The organism is [Mycobacterium] stephanolepidis (assembly GCF_002356335.1).
Classification (GTDB): Bacteria; Actinomycetota; Actinomycetes; order Mycobacteriales; family Mycobacteriaceae; genus Mycobacterium; species Mycobacterium stephanolepidis.
Genome location: NZ_AP018165.1, coordinates 674477 through 689999, shown reverse-complemented (window position 1 = coordinate 689999; position 15523 = coordinate 674477). Strand labels below are relative to the sequence as shown.

Genomic DNA, 15523 nt, shown 5'->3' with positions numbered 1-15523 from the left:
TGCATGGCACGCTCTGACGTACTGGTCTCCGCCCAATGGGCGCAAGACAACCTTTCCGCCCCTAACACTGTGTTCGTGGAGGTGGACGAGGACACCAGCGCGTACGACGTCGGCCACATTGAGGGCGCCGTCAGGCTGGACTGGAAGACCGATCTGCAGGATGCGGTCAAGCGTGATTTCGTCGACCAGCAGCAGTTCTCGAAGCTGCTGTCCGACAAGGGCATCGGCAATGACGACACCGTGGTCCTCTACGGCGGCAACAACAACTGGTTCGCCGCATACGCCTACTGGTACTTCAAGCTGTACGGACACCAGGACGTCAAGCTCCTCGACGGCGGCCGCAAGAAGTGGGAGCTGGACGGCCGCGCGCTGTCCACCGATACCGTCTCCCGGCCCGCGACGTCTTACCAGGCCGCCGCACCGGATAACTCCATTCGCGCCTTCCGCGACGAGGTGATCGCCGCCATCGGTGCCAAGAACCTGGTCGACGTGCGCTCGCCTGACGAGTTCTCCGGCAAGATCCTGGCTCCCGCGCACCTCCCCCAGGAGCAGAGCCAGCGCCCCGGGCACGTCCCAGGCGCCATCAACGTCCCGTGGAGCAAGGCGGCCAACGAAGACGGCACCTTCAAGTCAGATGAAGAGCTGGCCAAGCTCTACGCCGACGCGGGGCTGGACGGTGAAAAGGAAACCATCGCGTACTGCCGTATCGGTGAGCGTTCCTCGCACACCTGGTTTGTGTTGCAGGAACTCCTGGGACACCAGAACGTGACGAACTACGACGGCAGTTGGACCGAATACGGCTCTCTGGTGGGAGCCCCGATCGAGTTGGGAAGCTAGTTATGTGCAGTGCACCGAAGCAGGGCCTGGCCATTCCGGCGGGCGTCGACGTGGAGAAGGAAACCGTGATCACCGGCCGCGTGGTCGATGGCAACGGCCAGACGGTGGGCGGTGCTTTTGTGCGCCTGCTGGATTCCTCCGATGAGTTCACCGCCGAGGTGGTGGCGTCTGCGACAGGCGACTTCCGGTTCTTCGCCGCACCGGGCGACTGGACGCTGCGGGCGTTGTCCTCGGCCGGGAACGGCACCGCGACGGTGAGCTCGACCGGCGCCGGCATCCACGAGGTCGACATCAAGATTGAAAGCTGAGCGGCCTTCCGCTCTAGCTCGATAAGGCACCCAGGTACGTATTCAGCCCGGATCACGTACCTGGGTGCCTTTTCGTGTCAGTAGCAGACCGCCCGCCGGATTCAGTTCGCGGTATCCGGTGCGGCGGCCGCGCTCCGAGCCGGTTGCCGCGCCTCTAGGCCTGGCATTGGCGTATCCGGTGCGCTCCCCGTGGGAGCCGGATTCTCCAGTCCGAGAGGCTGCCCGGTAGGGACGTTCTGCCGGCCAGTGGCAGCTGTCACCCCCGGCGCGGTACCTCCGGCGGCCTCCGGTGCGTCGGTCCGCTGCATGGGCGCCGACGGACGGGCGCCGAACACCTGACCGAGCGGACCGGCTTCATGTGGCTTGACCGTCACATGCTTCAGCTGCACGCCCAGCCGATCGCCCGGCATACCGACGTGGGATGACATGGGGTCGGCGTTGGTCATGGCCCTGGTGCCGCCGGCGTCGCGGACCCGGGGTGGCGGAGTCAACGACCAAATGGACTGCAACCCATAGACACCGGGGTAATAGCCGATGTATCCGGGCGGTGTGTAAATCTGCCCGGTGGGGTCTCCCGGAACAGACGGGTCGGCCGCCGCGATGGGCGCGCCGAGTACGCCGGCGCCCACGAACGCCGCGATTACCCCGGCCTGGCGAATGCGTGCTCTCATACTCTCAGATACCTCGTGTTGGATTGCGGTGCAGGACAATTCAGTGCGATGTTGCGGGGCCGAGGTCCGGTCCACTGTTGAGTGAGCCGGGCGCGATGGTTCCGTTGTCCTTCGGCTGAACGGACTCGCTGTCGGCAGCGGGTGATGGTTGATGGGCGCCCGGGACGGGATCTTCCAGGCCACCTGGGGCACCGCCTGGCGCGCTGGCACCAGGCACCACGCCGGCGGATGGATCAGGCGTACCGATCGAGTCCATCGGCGATTCCGGCCGCACACCCGGCGCGACCCCCAGCGTCGAGTTACGCAGTGGTTCGACGCCGAGTTCGGAGCCGGGCATTCCGTACTCGGCCGACGCCGAATCGGTGTTGCTCATGGCGCTGGTGCCGGCCGCGTCGAGGACGCGGCGCGGCCGCATCCAGAAGCCGAGGATGTAGGTGTAGGCGCCGGGTTGGTGACCGATCCGGCCCGGCATGTTGTGGTACGGGAGCCCGTCGTACCCCGGCGGCGGCCCCGGAGGGACGGGTGGCGAGGGGGCTGCGAGTGCGTTTGGCGCGAGGAAAAGACCCGCGCCCAGGAGAGCGACGAGCAGTCCCGTGCCCTTACTCATGTGTGATGCCATTGGGGTGACCGTCCTCGTCTAGATCTTGATGGGTTCGCCATAGATGGCATACGAGGAGTGGGCACTGGTGGTCGAGATCCGCAGGTAGCCGTAGGACCGGATGGTGACGTCCCCACCACACGCGTCGACCTTGACATGCAGGTTCGTCACATCCAATGTTGCCCGGCCCGCCGGATTGAGCGCCATGTTCAACATCGGCAGATCAACGATGACGCCGGGCTCGAGATCGGTCTGTACGTATCCCGTGGCACCTGCTCCCGCCGAGCCACCGATGGAGTTACTCGACCCCAGCGAGCCCGTTCCGCTCACACCTCCGGAAACGGCACCACCCAACTGCAGACCGCTGGACACGTCGGATTGACAGCCCAACTGGTATCCCATGATGAAGAGGCTGTCGAGGATCGAGCCCTGCCCGCCGCTGACGGTCGCCGAGGAGTAGAGGTTGACAAAGGCCTCACGCGAGTTCGTGGCATTGGCGAGGTTCGGGATCGAGTTGACGACCTCGTTGTAACTGTTCAGATGAATACGCCAGCCGTCCGGTGTCACCTGATCCAGGTCCTCCGGCAGCATGGTCACCGGTTCTGCTGACGCTGCGGGCGCTTCCACTGCCGCTACGGAGCAGAGCACTGCCACCACACATGCAGCGCGTGTAAATCGATCCAGCATTCCCGCCATGTGGCCCTTTCCAATGGTTTTGACATCTGCAATACGTCAATGCGAAGCGCCCATTTAGACAGACATAATTCAGTCGCAATTCGAGTTCATGCTTCGGAAACAATCCGCCGTTTCATCAGGCAAGATTCGCAAAACATACCCTTACTAAAAACTGCGCTAATTGCCTGATAGACGCTTTCCCACTGAACGGGTCTCATCTAGCTAGAGAGCAGTTAACGCCGCCTCGAATCTCGGTTAACGGAGACTAAACGCGGAATTTGGTGTGGTTTGCCGCTATTGGGCAGGTGGGATTTCCCCCCATTCACATGAGCGGCGGCAACCCAATCAGCGGATCGGAATCGAAATGTCCAGGGCCGTGCCGCGTCCGACGGGGCTGGACACGCTCAATTGCCCACCGAGCGCTTCGACCCTGTCGGTCAGACCAACGAGTCCCGAACCTTTACGAGGATTGGCTCCACCCACCCCGTCATCGCGAATGGCCATACAGAGATTGGCCCCCTCGCATCGCACCGAAACCTGCACCCCACTGGCCGCGGAGTGTTTGGCGGCGTTGGCAAGTGCCTCCGCCAGCACGTAGTACGCGGCCATCTCGACCGACTCACCAACGGCGCCGTCGACATTCACCTCGATGGTGACCGGAACAGCCGAGCGCCGCGCCAGCGTGCACAATGCGGGCCGCAAGCCGCTGGACAGGATCGCCGGGTGAACGCCGCGCGAGAATTCCTGGAGATCTTCGGCGACGCCGACCAACCCGGCATTCAATTCGGCGAGCTGGTTGGCCAGGTCCGGAACACCAACCGGCAGCTCCGCCGCCACCATGCCGAGCCGCAGGCGCAGCGAGGCCAGGCGCTGCTGGACACCATCGTGCAAGTCGCGCTCCAGACGACGGCGTGCCTCATCGGCTGCTGTCACGATCCGCGCGCGAGAGGCCGTGAGTTCTTCTCGGGTATGAGCATTCGCGATGGCGGTAGCCGCGAGATCGGCAAAATCGTTGACGGGCGCAACCTCAAGGCCGTCCCCCCGTAAAACCGCGGCCCCCCAGGTGCTCCCGCCGACACGGATCGGGGTACACAAGCCGGCACCGAATCCCAGTGCCTCTTCGGGAGGCACATCGTCGTCCAGAGCCAGCTGGGTTCCCGGGACGTGGCCCACTCCCCCGCCGCCGGAGGCCGCGACAACGGTGACGTTGTTGCCCGCCTCGTAGCGCAACAGCACCGCGGTATCGGCGTGCAGACAATGGACCATCTCGTCGACCAACGCCGCGAACACCTCCGCCGGCGCTACCTCACGCGCGACCAGCGTCGCTATCCGGCGCAACCCGGCCTGTTGTTCGGCGATAGCGGCCGCCTCCCGACGGCGCGCCTCGACCTCGTTGGTGCGAGCACGGGCCAGACTTGCCAGCCCATTGGCGACCAGCGCGGCAACCAGGAAAATCACGTGAACCACGCCGTTTTGCAGCTCGACCGACAGCACGTGGCCGTTCGGCCAATCCCGTACGTAGTCGAACGTGATGGCACTGGCAATGGAAGTGAGCACCGCGAGCCGCAGACCCCAGATGGCCGATACGACCAAGATGCCCAAAAGGTAGATGGTGCCCATGCGCTCGGTGGGCGCGATTTGCCGCAGCAGCAGCGCGGCCACGGTTTCGGAGACGAGAAAGCCTGCGGCCACCAGGATTCCCAGGGTTGCCGACGGGGGCGCACCCGGCCGGAAAGGCAGGGTCAGCCACCCTCGCAATCTGGGGGATGACGCACGGCGGTCATCGCCGACCGCGTCGCCGGCCACCATGGACCGCCCCAGCGGCAGCGTCGAGATGATCGGGGTCACGTCGGGAAACTTCCTTACCTCCGGGACCCAGATACGTCCCGCCCCTTCGAATATAGCCACGCAGGTTGCGCGGCTACCCTGTCGCTGTGGTCGCCTTGCGGGTGGTAATCGCCGATGATGATGTGCTCCTTCGTGAAGGGATCGCCAGCCTTCTCGACCGTTCGAATTTCGAGGTTGTCGGCCAGGCGCGCGACGCCGTCGACCTGATGGCTTTGGTCAGGGCTCAACGGCCCAACCTCGTCGTCACGGATATCCGGATGCCGCCGACGCACACCACGGAGGGACTCGACGCGGCCCGGGCGATACACAGGGAGTTCCCTGGAATCGGGGTACTGGTCCTTTCCGCACATGTGGAAGCGGAGTACGCGATCGAGCTCGTGGCCACCGGCGGCGGACGCGGCTACCTCCTCAAGAGCCGCATCGGCGATGTCGCGGAGTTCGTTGACGCACTGAACCGGATTGCCGGCGGGGCCGCGGTACTGGACCCGGCACTGGTCAGAGAGCTGGTGGTGACGCGCCGCCAGGATCACCCGATCGATGCGCTGAGTCAACGGGAACGGGAGGTATTGGGGGTGATGGCCGAGGGCTATTCCAATGCCGGTATCGCCCGCAGACTCTGGATTACCGAGAGCACCGTCGAAAAGCACGTCCACAATGTGATGACGAAGTTGAATCTCACCGAAACCGACGAGTATCACCGCAGGGTGCTGGCGGTAATCACCTTCCTGGCAGGAAGCTGACGCCGGCCCAGTAAATGGACTGTCCCAGAAGGCTTTCCGCCCGATCTACGACGCGGTGTTTCCACAGACAACACCCGGGTTCTCGCATTCGGGACCGGTGGCGTCCGGCAGCTGCGCCCATTCGGGCTGACCGCGTTGACTCTGAACCTGGTCGGGGTACCAGATTCCCGTACGGCAGATGACGCCCCTGTCCATGCACTGTGGCCCGGTGCCGTCGGGATGGTCGACCCAACCACCGGCACTGTCGCGCGGTTGCTGCGCTTCGGAAGGGGCCATGCCTCCGTCGAGCCATTCGCCATCGTGGTTCGGCGACGGCACCGGGGTGGGCTTGTCGGGCGCCGCATACGCGAGACCTGGCGTCGCCACCACGAGCGCGAGACTGACCACACCCATACCGATGCCCCGGAGAATTGTTTTTGATTGCCACACAGTTGATTTCCTATTCACGACGCCCACCCGGCAATCGTCCTGTGTGCATCGGCGGCCGGCATCCAGACGGACACCCAATATTCATGGGGGATTACCCCCAAAGATCGGCAGCGTGCGCTAGTAGGACCAGCTGCCGGAGGGCTGCGCGACGAATCCGTGCTCGCCGTAATGCCGGTCCGGCGGATCCGGAGTGTCCTTGGCCCAGGAATCGGGTTTCTTGGCCCGGCACGCCAACGCATCTTCGGTGAGGACCGCACAGACAACGCCGTTACCCGGCGAGATCTTGGACCCGGTGGGCAACAGCGGGTAGGCGCGATCGTCGGGCGTCTGGTCGTACTGTGCGATGAGACCCGGCTTGGCCAAGGACACCGCCACCGAGTTCATGCCCTCACCGGCCCCCACGATCCGCCCGGTACACGACACCCCCAGATCCGCGATCATGTTGATCTGGCAGGTGAGGCCGCCGGGAGTGCTGAACACCCAGCCCGACATGCTCGGGTGCGCGCCGATCACCCGGTAGTCGCCGAGGTCGACCGCGGGATAGGAGTCGACATCCGGAAACTTGGGTGGTTGCGCGTTCGCTATGGGCGCCGCCACAAGCCCCACAGACGCCGCAAAGGGCATGAAAAACGCAGATAAAAATCGTCTCCGCAAGATCCTCACGCCCTTCCATCGTGGTAGCTGGATCCGACGTTACCCGGCGAGTTGTGGGTCACACCGTTGTCCCAGGTAAGCTCCCATTCCGTGGTGCTCTTCTTCGAGATCATGTTGGTGGCCGCGGTGCTCGTCATCACCTGGTTCGCGCTGTACGCGCTGTACCGGCTGATCACCGACGAGTCGTGACGGAACCAGATCCGACCGCCGCCGAGCCGCGGCCATCGGTGGGCCGGAACGTCCCCACCTTTCAAGACCTTCCCGCCCCTGCCGATACCGCGAACCTGCGCGAGGGCCCGGACCTCAACCAGGCGATGCTTGCGCTGCTGCCTCTGGTCGGGGTGTGGCGCGGCGAGGGCGAAGGCAGGGATGACGACGGCGACTACCGCTTTGGACAGCAGATCATCGTCGCGCACGACGGCAGCGACTATCTCACGTGGGATTCGCGCTCATGGCGTCTGGATGCCGACGGACATTTCGAGCGGCTGACCCTGCGCGAGAGCGGATTCTGGCGGTTCGCGCCCGATCCCGATGATCCCGACGAAAAGCAGGCCATCGAAATGGTGCTGGCACATGCCGCGGGTTTCGTCGAGCTGTTCTATGGCTATCCGCGCAACGCCTCGTCCTGGGAGTTGGTCACCGATGCCCTGGCCCGGAGTAAGTCCGGAGCACTCATCGGCGGGGCCAAGCGTCTGTACGGCATCGTCGACGGCGGGGACCTGGCCTATGTCGAGGAGCGGGTGGGCGCCGACGGCGGCCTGGCACCGCATCTGTCGGCGCGGTTGTCGCGATTCGTGGGCTAGAGCTTGCCCGCCTGTCTCTCCTAGCCGGGTACTTCGGTACGTCTTTCCAGCCGTCTCCGGAAAGGGGGGCGGCCCCCGAACCGTTCGGCTCGATCGGACTAATCGAGGGTTCGGGGGCCGGGTGGCTGCCGTGGATTTGCCCACCGCAGCACATGGCTGCAGCTAGCGAGCAGCCACCTCACATGTCCAATAAGCAATCAATGTGTCGGACCACCTCCTTCCTTGTGTACCGACGACGGTACGACGCAAGAGAGTGCGCGACAACCGATTTATTCTCCAGCGAGCAGAACTAGAGCGTGATGGCCTTGTCGACCAGCTCGGGCAGCCGCTCCGCCAGCGGCCCCGCAGGACGGTCGGCACCATCGAGCGTACGCACCCGGGCCGCAAGCGTGATGCTGGCCAGCATCCAAACATCTTGGGCAGCAACCAGATCGGCAGGCTTCACGGCCTCGTACCGGCATGGGATGCCCTCGGCCGCAGCCACTTCGAAGAGCGCGCGCTGAGTGGTTCCGTGCAAGATTCCGTGCTCGGGATAAGGGGTGACCAGTGCATCACCGGTGTCCACGATGACCGTCGAGCGCGGCCCCTCAAGCACGTATCCGTCCGAACTGACGAAGATGACGTCCTGAGCCCCTTGAGTTTCGGCGTACCGCAGGGCGGACATGTTGACCGCGTAGGACAACGTCTTGGCCCCCGACAGCAGCCAGGGCAGTGGCTCGGCGGGTTGCGCGGGCAGCCCACGATCCAGAGTGATCACCGAGACGCCATCGCGACGCGCCAGCACCGATCGCTCGGGCACCGGCGCGATGGTCAGATATGCCGTTGCGCCCCCGCCGCTTTCACGCCCACGGGTGTACACCAGGCGTAGCATCGCATCCGCGTTCGATATCGAGTTCCATTGCCGCACACCGACCTCGACCGCCGTACGCCAGAAGGACCGATCAGGTTCGGATAGGTCCATCGCTGCGGCCGATGCCGCCATCCGGTCCAGGTGCGCCTCCAGCTTGCAGACGACACCGCCTCGCACCAACAGCGTCTCGAACGCGCCGTCGCCACGAACGGCGGCAAGTTCATCGGCATACAGCAACGGCACCGTCGGGTCGTGCACTTCACCGTCGAGTGTGACCAGCACCGCTACCGCCATGGGCAATGAGATTAGCGGTCGTAGAGTTGAAGACATCATGACGGCCATCTACGTCCCTGAAGGTAACCCCGACACCGGTGCGGTGTGGCATTACGGCGACCCCCTCGGCGAGCAGCGGGCCGCCCTGACCGGCGCCGTTCTCGTCGATCGATCGACGCGCCCCGTCATCACCCTGACCGGCGCCGAACGGCTGAGCTGGTTGCACACGATCTCCAGTCAGCATGTCGCCGATCTCCAGGACGGCCAGACGCGGGAGAACCTCAGCCTCGACGGGCAGGGGCGTATCGAGGACCACTGGGTGCAAACCGATCTGGACGGCGTCACGTACCTGGATACCGAGCCATGGCGAGGCCAGGCCCTGAGGGATTTCCTCACCAAGATGGTGTTCTGGGCGAAAGTCGAGGTCTCGTCGTCTGATCTGAAGCTCTTCACCCTGCTGGGACCGGACACCTCCGCCCTGGCCGGAAAGCTGGGCATCACGACGCTCCCCGAATTCGACCGCGCGGTCGCGCTGCCCGGCGGCGGCCTCATCAGGCGTATGCCGTGGCCACTGCCCGATGCGACGTTCGACCTCCTGGTTCCCTCCGGCCACGACCTCACCGAACGTCTTGGTCTACGCCCCGCCGGGCTGTGGGCATTCGAGGCGCTTCGCGTGGCGGCCGCGAGGCCACGACTCACCCTCGACACCGATGAGCGGACCATCCCGCACGAGGTGTCTTGGATCGCGATCGAAGACGATCCACGAGCCGTCCATCTGGCCAAGGGCTGCTACCGCGGGCAGGAGACCGTGGCTCGGGTACACAATCTGGGCAAGCCACCGCGAGTGCTGGTGTTGCTACATCTTGATGGCTCTGCGGATCGCCCATCCACCGGTGACGACGTGGCGGCCGGAGGCCGTTCCGTGGGCCGGGTGGGCTCGGTGGTCGACCATGTCGACCTGGGCCCCATAGCCCTGGCTCTACTCAAACGCCCGGTGGTCGAGGCCCTCGCCAAGGGCGATCCGACCCCCCTCACGGCCGGGCCGGCGGCGGCCGCGATCGACCTCGATCTACTGCCCGAACTGCATGGTCAGCAGGCTGGACGCGAGGCAATCAACCGTCTGCGACAAGGCTCGGCTCAACCGGGCAGTTAGGGCGTGCAGCAGTTGGTGGATCGGCACGCTAAACTATCGTCAGGATCGATAAACAAACTCCACCGGAGCCGCCCTGAAATCGGGCCGCTCCGCTATTGCGCGAGGGGGTTCCCCCATGGGCCGCGGCCGGGCAAAGGCAAAGCAGACCAAGGTTGCTCGCGAGCTGAAATACAGCTCTCCTAACACGGATCTCGAGCAACTCCGCCGTGAGCTTTCGGGGGCTCCGGTATCTCAGCCGGACGATGACCGCACCGGCGATCGCTGGACTGAAGACGAGGACGCCTGGCGCCGCTAAGGCTCCAGGTATCGCTTCTCCCTAGAACCTCGGGTGCTGGCCCACCAGCACCGCATTTTCGCTGCCCGAATCCTTGCCCGACTTCTTGATCGTGCCAAGGGTCCAGCAGTCGATGTGCCGTGCGGTCAGGACGGCCAGCGCCCTGTCCACGTCTTCGGGGGCGACGACGGCGACCATACCGACGCCCATGTTGAAGGTCTTCTCCATCTCGGCGCGCTCGATCCGGCCGCGCTGGGCGATCATCGCGAAGATCGGTCCCGGGGTCCAACTACCGCGCTCGAGCTCGGCGACCAATCCGTCGGGAATGACCCGGGCAAGGTTGCCCGCGAGTCCGCCACCGGTGACGTGGCAGAAGGTCCGTACCTCGGTCTCCGCCGCCAGCGCCAGGCAGTCCTTGGCGTAGATGCGGGTGGGCTCCAGGAGCTCCTCGCCGAGGGTGCGGCCGAATTCCTCGACCTGTCCGAACAGGTCCATCCGGTCGATTTCCAGCAGCACGTGCCGAGCCAGCGAGTACCCGTTGGAATGCAGGCCCGAGGACCTCATCGCGATCACGACATCGCCCGGACGCACTCGATCGGGTCCCAGTACCCGGTCTGCTTCCACGATGCCGACACCGGTGGCCGACAGGTCGAAGTCATCGGGAGCCATCAGACCCGGATGTTCGGCGGTCTCGCCACCGAGTAGTGCGCAGCCCGCGATGGCGCATCCTTCGGCGATGCCGGCGACCAGCTCACTGACGCGTTCGGGCACCACCTTGCCGACGGCGATGTAGTCCTGCAGGAAAAGCGGCTCAGCCCCGCACACCACGAGGTCATCGACGACCATGGCCACCAGGTCCAGGCCGACGGTGTCGCGTTTGTCCATGGCCTGCGCGACGGCGATCTTGGTGCCGACGCCATCGGTGGATGCCGCGAGCACTGGCTCGCGGTACCCGCCCTTGAGGGCGAACAGCCCGGCGAAGCCGCCGATACCCCCCAGAACCTCGGGGCGGTGGGTCTTGGCGACGGATTTCTTGAACAGCTCGACCGCCCGGTCGCCGGCTTCGATATCCACACCGGCCGCGGCGTACGAGTTACTGGGTTTGTCGGCTCGCTCGCTCATATCGGGCCTTAGGCTACCCGTCCCGGCTGGCAGCGGTGTCCGCACAGCCCTACTTGAACCGTCCCGCGAATCCACGCAGTGGCAGGTCGGCCGAGGTGAGGATGCCGGGCGGGGCATCGATGACGCTCCGGATGGCGTTGAGCGCGGGCAGCCCCGTGACGGTCATCCCGACAGACGCGAAGGCAGCCGGGTCGGAGAAGTCGGTGCCAGCCCTGGGAATGACCATGTGTTTGCTGTACACGCAGGGGTCACCCTGGATCTTTGTGATGTAGCAGCCCTTGACGTTCCAATGCGGCTGCGTCTTGGGGGTCATCTGCCATTCGACATGCACCTCTACCTTGGGTATGCCGCCGACAATCCCTTGATACTTCAGGTAATTGGCACCCAGGGAGCCCTTGGGCAGTCGGTACCAGCCGAGGTCTACGTCTTCGGTACACGCGCCCAGCTCATAGGAAAACGTGACGTCGTCGAGCTCGAGGCCAAAACAGTCGGCCATCAGGTACACGCCGTCGGCGAAGACACGGGTGCCCTTCTCCAGGAGTGCCGGAATCTCCGGGTCTTCGATGGGGCGCCCGTATCCGACCATCTCCCAGGAGTCCACCGAGTGATGACAGGAAACATCCACCGATTCGATGACCGTCACGTTTTCGATCTCTGCGACATCACAGGAGTGGATGACGCCCAGGATCTGTGTCAGACCCGGATTCATCCCGGTGCCATAGAAGGTGGCTCCGCCGCGCTCGCACGCTTCTTGTAAGACCTCGGTTGTCGGCCGCCCCGACGGATGCGGGTGGTTCTGGTCTCGGTGGTGTCCGGTGATCCAGTCGGCAGTGGTGACGATGTCGATGCCCGCTTCGAGCACCTTCACATAGAGATCCTCGTCGGGGAACACACCGTGGAAGGTCAGCACATCGGGTTTGGCGGCGATGATCTCCTCGACGGTGCCTGTAGCGATGACACCATTGGGTTTCAAACCCGCGAGCTCGCCGGCATCCCGGCCAACCTTTTCTCTTGAGTAGCAATGCAATCCGGCCAGCTCGAGGTCGGGATGCTGGGCGATGCGTTTGATCATCTCGGTGCCGACGTTTCCAGTCGCCACCTGAAAGACCCTGATTCCACTCATGTTCGGACTTCTTCCGGATAGAACTGGGTCGCCCATTTCCGTAAGGCGATGAAGCCTTCATATTCGGCCCGCACCAGCGCGGGTGGGTCCGAGTACCGCTGGTGCGACCAGATGTGTACATCGGCGAGAAACTGGTCGATGATGGCCTGCGCAAAGGCCTTTGCGTTCTGCGGGGGTTCGGTGGCGCCGTCGGAGTCGCCCTTGGGCGGCCTTCCGATGAAGACGGTGAATCTGACGTCACAGGTCTCGTCGTCCACGGGAGTCACCGCCGAGACGGTGCGGTTGTCGATCATCCCCCAGCTCTTGGTGACGGCGACACCAAGGCCGCCGTTGATGGCCCGCACACCACTTCTCATGTCTTCGGCAGACATGCCCGGCACCTCGTCGAAGGCGATGGTGAAGTCGACGTAGGACACGGGCCGCTCGAACTCCTGCCGGGTGAACTTCGGGATGAACGGAGTTTTGTGCACGTATTTGAAATGCGCGAAGTCGACTCCGTTTTCGAGGACGTACTGCGGATGCAGTTGTAGGCGTTCGCGATACAGGGTGCTGTGCGGATATCCCGGGTAGTAGTCCTGGGCGCTGCTGCCGTCATCGAATCCGGTGAAGACGTCCGGGACGTCGAAATACGGGTCGAGACCATCGACGTCATGCCAGATGTACACGGCCTCGTTGCGTTCCACGACCGGGTAACTTCTCATGCGCCGCAACGGATTCGGTCGCTTTTCGTAGGGAATGCACACGTTCTTGCCATCGCGGTTCCATTCCCAGCCGTGAAAGGGACAGACGATGCGATCACCTTCGACATGTCCGCCGTGCCCGAGGTGCGCACCCAGGTGCTCGCAGTAGGCATCCATGACGGCGAGCTCACCCGAGTGCGCGCGCCAGGCCACCATCTCGCGCCCAAAGTAGGTCATCCGGTGCACAGCACCGACGGCGATCTCCGCCGCCCACGCGACCTGGAACCATCCCGTGGGCTTCATCGACAACGGCGGCTTCGGCATCGGAACCTCCCTACGCGGCGACAGTAATCCACTCGGCGCATTTTTCACAGAGACTTCTATGAAAAATTCTTCGACGGCTAGCATCACTGAGATGAGCGAAGGGGTGGCCACGGGGCGGCGCGCCAATCGTCGCGGCCTGGCGACCCGGGAGAGCATGCTCGATGCCGCGCTGCGGGTGCTGGCATCGGGTGACCCCACGGCCGTGTCGGCGAACAGAATCGCCAAGGAGTGTGGCGCGACCTGGGGCGCGGTGAAGTATCAGTTCGGCGATATCGACGGCCTGTGGGCTGCGGTATTGCAGCGCACCGCCGAGCGCCGCGGCGACCAGCCCTGGCGATCCGATCCGGAAGGCCCGCTGGATCGCCGGGTCAGCAAGATCGTCGAAACCCTCTATCGAGGGTTGACGTCCCCTGACTCCCGGGCCATCGAGAACCTGCGTCGAGCACTGCCCCACGAATCCGCCGAGTTGGAACGGCTATACCCCCATACCGCCGCCGAGCTGGCCTCATGGAAGCATCGTTGGGCGCGAGCGTGCCAACTGGCGTTCGACGGCTTGGATGTGGATCCCGTCCGGGTGCGCGAGGTGGCAGCCTTCATTCCCGGTGCCATGCGTGGACTTGTGTCGGAAAAGCAGCTGGGAACCTATTCGGATCTGGAGGAGGCCCGCCGAGGGCTGACCAACGCGATCGTCGCCTACTTAGGAGGTCACGCATGACACGCGTGCACGCATTCACCGAGGACGCCCTCGGCGACCTGGATGCCACCGGGGTCGCGGAGCGGATCGCCTCGGGCGAAGTCACCGCCGCAGAGTGTGCTGACGCCGCCATCGTGCGTCTGGAGCGGGTCAACCCTGCGCTCAATGCGGTGGAGTTCAAGGATTTTCCGCGGGCGCGGGAACGCGCACAACAGATCGAGGATGCCGCCGGAGACTTCGCCGCCTTTCGGGGCGTACCCACCGCGACGAAATGCAACATCCATGTCGCGGGCATGCCGCTGACCGAAGGCTCCGCGGCGATTACACCGATATTGCAGACCGAAGACGGACCGTTCACCCAGCAGTTCCTCAGCACCGGGGTAGTCCCCATCGCATCGACAACCATGCCCGAGTACGGCTGGTCAGCCAGTACGGAACGTTCGGGCGGCTCGGTCACCCGCAACCCATGGCACACCGACTTCTCGGCCGGAGGATCCTCGGGCGGCTCGGCAGCACTGGTGGCCGCGGGTGTGGTGCCTATCGCCCACGGTAACGACGGCGGCGGTTCCATCCGGATCCCGGCGGCGGCCTGCGGCCTGGTAGGCCTCAAACCCAGTCGCGGAAGGCTTTTGGGCGATCCGTCGAGCAGCTCGGCACCCGTGAAGATTGTCGCCGACGGGGTCCTGGTGCGTAGCGTCCGCGACTGCGCACGGTTCTTCGAAGCGGCCGAGCTGCACTATCGCAACCCGAAGCTGGCGCCGATCGGCCGCGTGGATCACCCGGTGCAGCGGCGGCTGCGCATCGGGCTGTGCATGGATTCTCCGTTCACCCCGGCCACGGACACCGCGACCCGGCAAGCGGTGAACTCCACCGCGGAATTACTTGAATCCCTTGGCCACACCGTCGAGCCGTACGAGCCGGCGGTGCTGCCCTCATTCAAGATCGACTTCGAGGATTACTGGTCCTTCTTGGCGTTCGCGGTCGCCAAGGGCGGCCCCCGGCTGTTCGACGGGTTCGACGCCTCCCGGCTGGATCCGCTCACGATCGGGCTCAGCCGCAGGTTTGTCAGGCGGTCGTATCGCACGCCGCTGTTCTTGGCCCGGCTGGCCGCATCGGCCCGGGTATACGAGCGAGGATTTACCACCGGCATCGACGCGGTGCTCACTCCGGTGCTGACCCACACCACGCCGCGGATCGGGTACCTCACCCCCGACCAGGATCCCGAGGTGTTGCTGGACAAGCTGAGCTCCTATGTGGGATTCACTCCGGTACACAACGCATCCGGTGCTCCGGCGATATCGCTCCCACTCGGCCAGGATCCCGACGGCCTGCCCATAGGCGTCATGTTCAGTGGCTGTCGCGGCAGTGAGCGCACGCTGCTCGAGTTGGCATTGGAGATCGAGGAGGCGCGGCCCTTCTCACTTCTGGGCTAACCACCCGGACATCTACCGTGACGCCAGTCACAAA

General features: G+C 64.6%; 18 protein-coding genes. 8 read left to right on the top strand and 10 right to left on the bottom strand.

Going from position 1 to position 15523, the window contains the following annotated elements; translation table 11 throughout:
- The first annotated feature begins 3 nt into the window (after positions 1-3).
- Positions 4-837: a sulfurtransferase gene (locus MSTE_RS03495; RefSeq protein WP_046252538.1), complete on the top strand. Its 834-nt coding sequence runs from the start codon at positions 4-6 to the stop codon at positions 835-837.
- A gap of 2 nt (positions 838-839) precedes the next feature.
- A complete protein-coding gene (locus MSTE_RS03490; RefSeq protein WP_096499025.1) occupies positions 840-1145 on the top strand; it encodes a DUF1416 domain-containing protein in 306 nt (101 codons plus the stop codon).
- 101 nt (positions 1146-1246) lie between these two features.
- Here MSTE_RS03490 and MSTE_RS03485 read toward each other — a convergent pair whose 3' ends face one another.
- From MSTE_RS03485 to MSTE_RS03470, 4 genes are all read right to left on the bottom strand, one after another.
- Complete coding sequence (locus MSTE_RS03485) at positions 1247-1816, bottom strand: hypothetical protein (RefSeq protein ID WP_096499023.1); 570 nt, start codon at positions 1814-1816, stop codon at positions 1247-1249.
- A gap of 40 nt (positions 1817-1856) precedes the next feature.
- Positions 1857-2435 (bottom strand): hypothetical protein, encoded by a 579-nt coding sequence (locus MSTE_RS03480; protein WP_096499021.1) that lies wholly within the window; start codon positions 2433-2435, stop codon positions 1857-1859.
- 18 nt (positions 2436-2453) lie between these two features.
- Positions 2454-3101 carry an MspA family porin gene (locus MSTE_RS03475; RefSeq protein WP_408645852.1) on the bottom strand — a complete coding sequence of 216 codons (648 nt, stop codon included), beginning with the start codon at positions 3099-3101 and terminating at the stop codon, positions 2454-2456.
- 333 nt (positions 3102-3434) lie between these two features.
- Positions 3435-4898, bottom strand: coding sequence for an ATP-binding protein (locus tag MSTE_RS03470; RefSeq protein ID WP_096505385.1), 1464 nt, complete (start codon positions 4896-4898; stop codon positions 3435-3437).
- A gap of 125 nt (positions 4899-5023) precedes the next feature.
- Here MSTE_RS03470 and MSTE_RS03465 point away from each other — a divergent pair, with 125 nt between their 5' ends.
- Positions 5024-5677: a response regulator gene (locus tag MSTE_RS03465; protein WP_096499017.1), complete on the top strand. Its 654-nt coding sequence runs from the start codon at positions 5024-5026 to the stop codon at positions 5675-5677.
- A 45-nt stretch (positions 5678-5722) separates the two neighbouring features.
- Here MSTE_RS03465 and MSTE_RS03460 read toward each other — a convergent pair whose 3' ends face one another.
- Positions 5723-6088: a hypothetical protein gene (locus MSTE_RS03460; RefSeq protein WP_408645900.1), complete on the bottom strand. Its 366-nt coding sequence runs from the start codon at positions 6086-6088 to the stop codon at positions 5723-5725.
- A 135-nt stretch (positions 6089-6223) separates the two neighbouring features.
- On the bottom strand, positions 6224-6730 hold the full coding sequence (locus tag MSTE_RS03455; RefSeq protein ID WP_096499013.1) for a hypothetical protein: 507 nt from the start codon (positions 6728-6730) through the stop codon (positions 6224-6226).
- Positions 6731-6945: 215 nt separating this feature from the next.
- On the opposite strand from MSTE_RS03455, the gene MSTE_RS03445 reads away from it, so the two are divergent.
- Positions 6946-7563 (top strand): heme-binding beta-barrel domain-containing protein, encoded by a 618-nt coding sequence (locus MSTE_RS03445; protein ID WP_096499011.1) that lies wholly within the window; start codon positions 6946-6948, stop codon positions 7561-7563.
- Positions 7564-7852: 289 nt separating this feature from the next.
- Here MSTE_RS03445 and MSTE_RS03440 read toward each other — a convergent pair whose 3' ends face one another.
- Positions 7853-8707, bottom strand: coding sequence for an aminodeoxychorismate lyase (locus MSTE_RS03440; protein WP_096499009.1), 855 nt, complete (start codon positions 8705-8707; stop codon positions 7853-7855).
- 37 nt (positions 8708-8744) lie between these two features.
- Here MSTE_RS03440 and ygfZ point away from each other — a divergent pair, with 37 nt between their 5' ends.
- A complete protein-coding gene (gene ygfZ, locus MSTE_RS03435) occupies positions 8745-9839 on the top strand; it encodes a CAF17-like 4Fe-4S cluster assembly/insertion protein YgfZ (protein WP_096499007.1) in 1095 nt (364 codons plus the stop codon).
- A gap of 115 nt (positions 9840-9954) precedes the next feature.
- Complete coding sequence (locus tag MSTE_RS03430; protein ID WP_030094235.1) at positions 9955-10134, top strand: DUF3073 domain-containing protein; 180 nt, start codon at positions 9955-9957, stop codon at positions 10132-10134.
- A 21-nt stretch (positions 10135-10155) separates the two neighbouring features.
- Here the strand turns inward: MSTE_RS03430 and purM are convergent, their stop codons facing one another.
- Genes purM through MSTE_RS03415 form a run of 3 tightly spaced genes read right to left on the bottom strand, consistent with a single transcriptional unit; the run spans position 10156 to position 13362 of the window.
- A complete protein-coding gene (purM, locus tag MSTE_RS03425; RefSeq protein ID WP_030094234.1) occupies positions 10156-11235 on the bottom strand; it encodes a phosphoribosylformylglycinamidine cyclo-ligase in 1080 nt (359 codons plus the stop codon).
- A gap of 49 nt (positions 11236-11284) precedes the next feature.
- Positions 11285-12358, bottom strand: a complete 1074-nt coding sequence (locus MSTE_RS03420) for an NAD(P)H-dependent amine dehydrogenase family protein (protein WP_096499005.1) — start codon at positions 12356-12358, stop codon at positions 11285-11287.
- Positions 12355-13362, bottom strand: coding sequence for a Rieske 2Fe-2S domain-containing protein (locus tag MSTE_RS03415; protein WP_096499003.1), 1008 nt, complete (start codon positions 13360-13362; stop codon positions 12355-12357). The genes MSTE_RS03420 and MSTE_RS03415 overlap by 4 nt, the downstream gene beginning before the upstream one ends.
- Before the next feature lie 154 nt (positions 13363-13516).
- Here MSTE_RS03415 and MSTE_RS03410 point away from each other — a divergent pair, with 154 nt between their 5' ends.
- Together MSTE_RS03410 and MSTE_RS03405 are read left to right on the top strand one after the other, a co-directional pair.
- Positions 13517-14077, top strand: coding sequence for a TetR/AcrR family transcriptional regulator (locus MSTE_RS03410; RefSeq protein WP_030094231.1), 561 nt, complete (start codon positions 13517-13519; stop codon positions 14075-14077).
- Positions 14074-15489 carry an amidase gene (locus MSTE_RS03405; RefSeq protein WP_096499001.1) on the top strand — a complete coding sequence of 472 codons (1416 nt, stop codon included), beginning with the start codon at positions 14074-14076 and terminating at the stop codon, positions 15487-15489. The genes MSTE_RS03410 and MSTE_RS03405 overlap by 4 nt, the downstream gene beginning before the upstream one ends.
- Positions 15490-15523 lie beyond the last annotated feature (34 nt).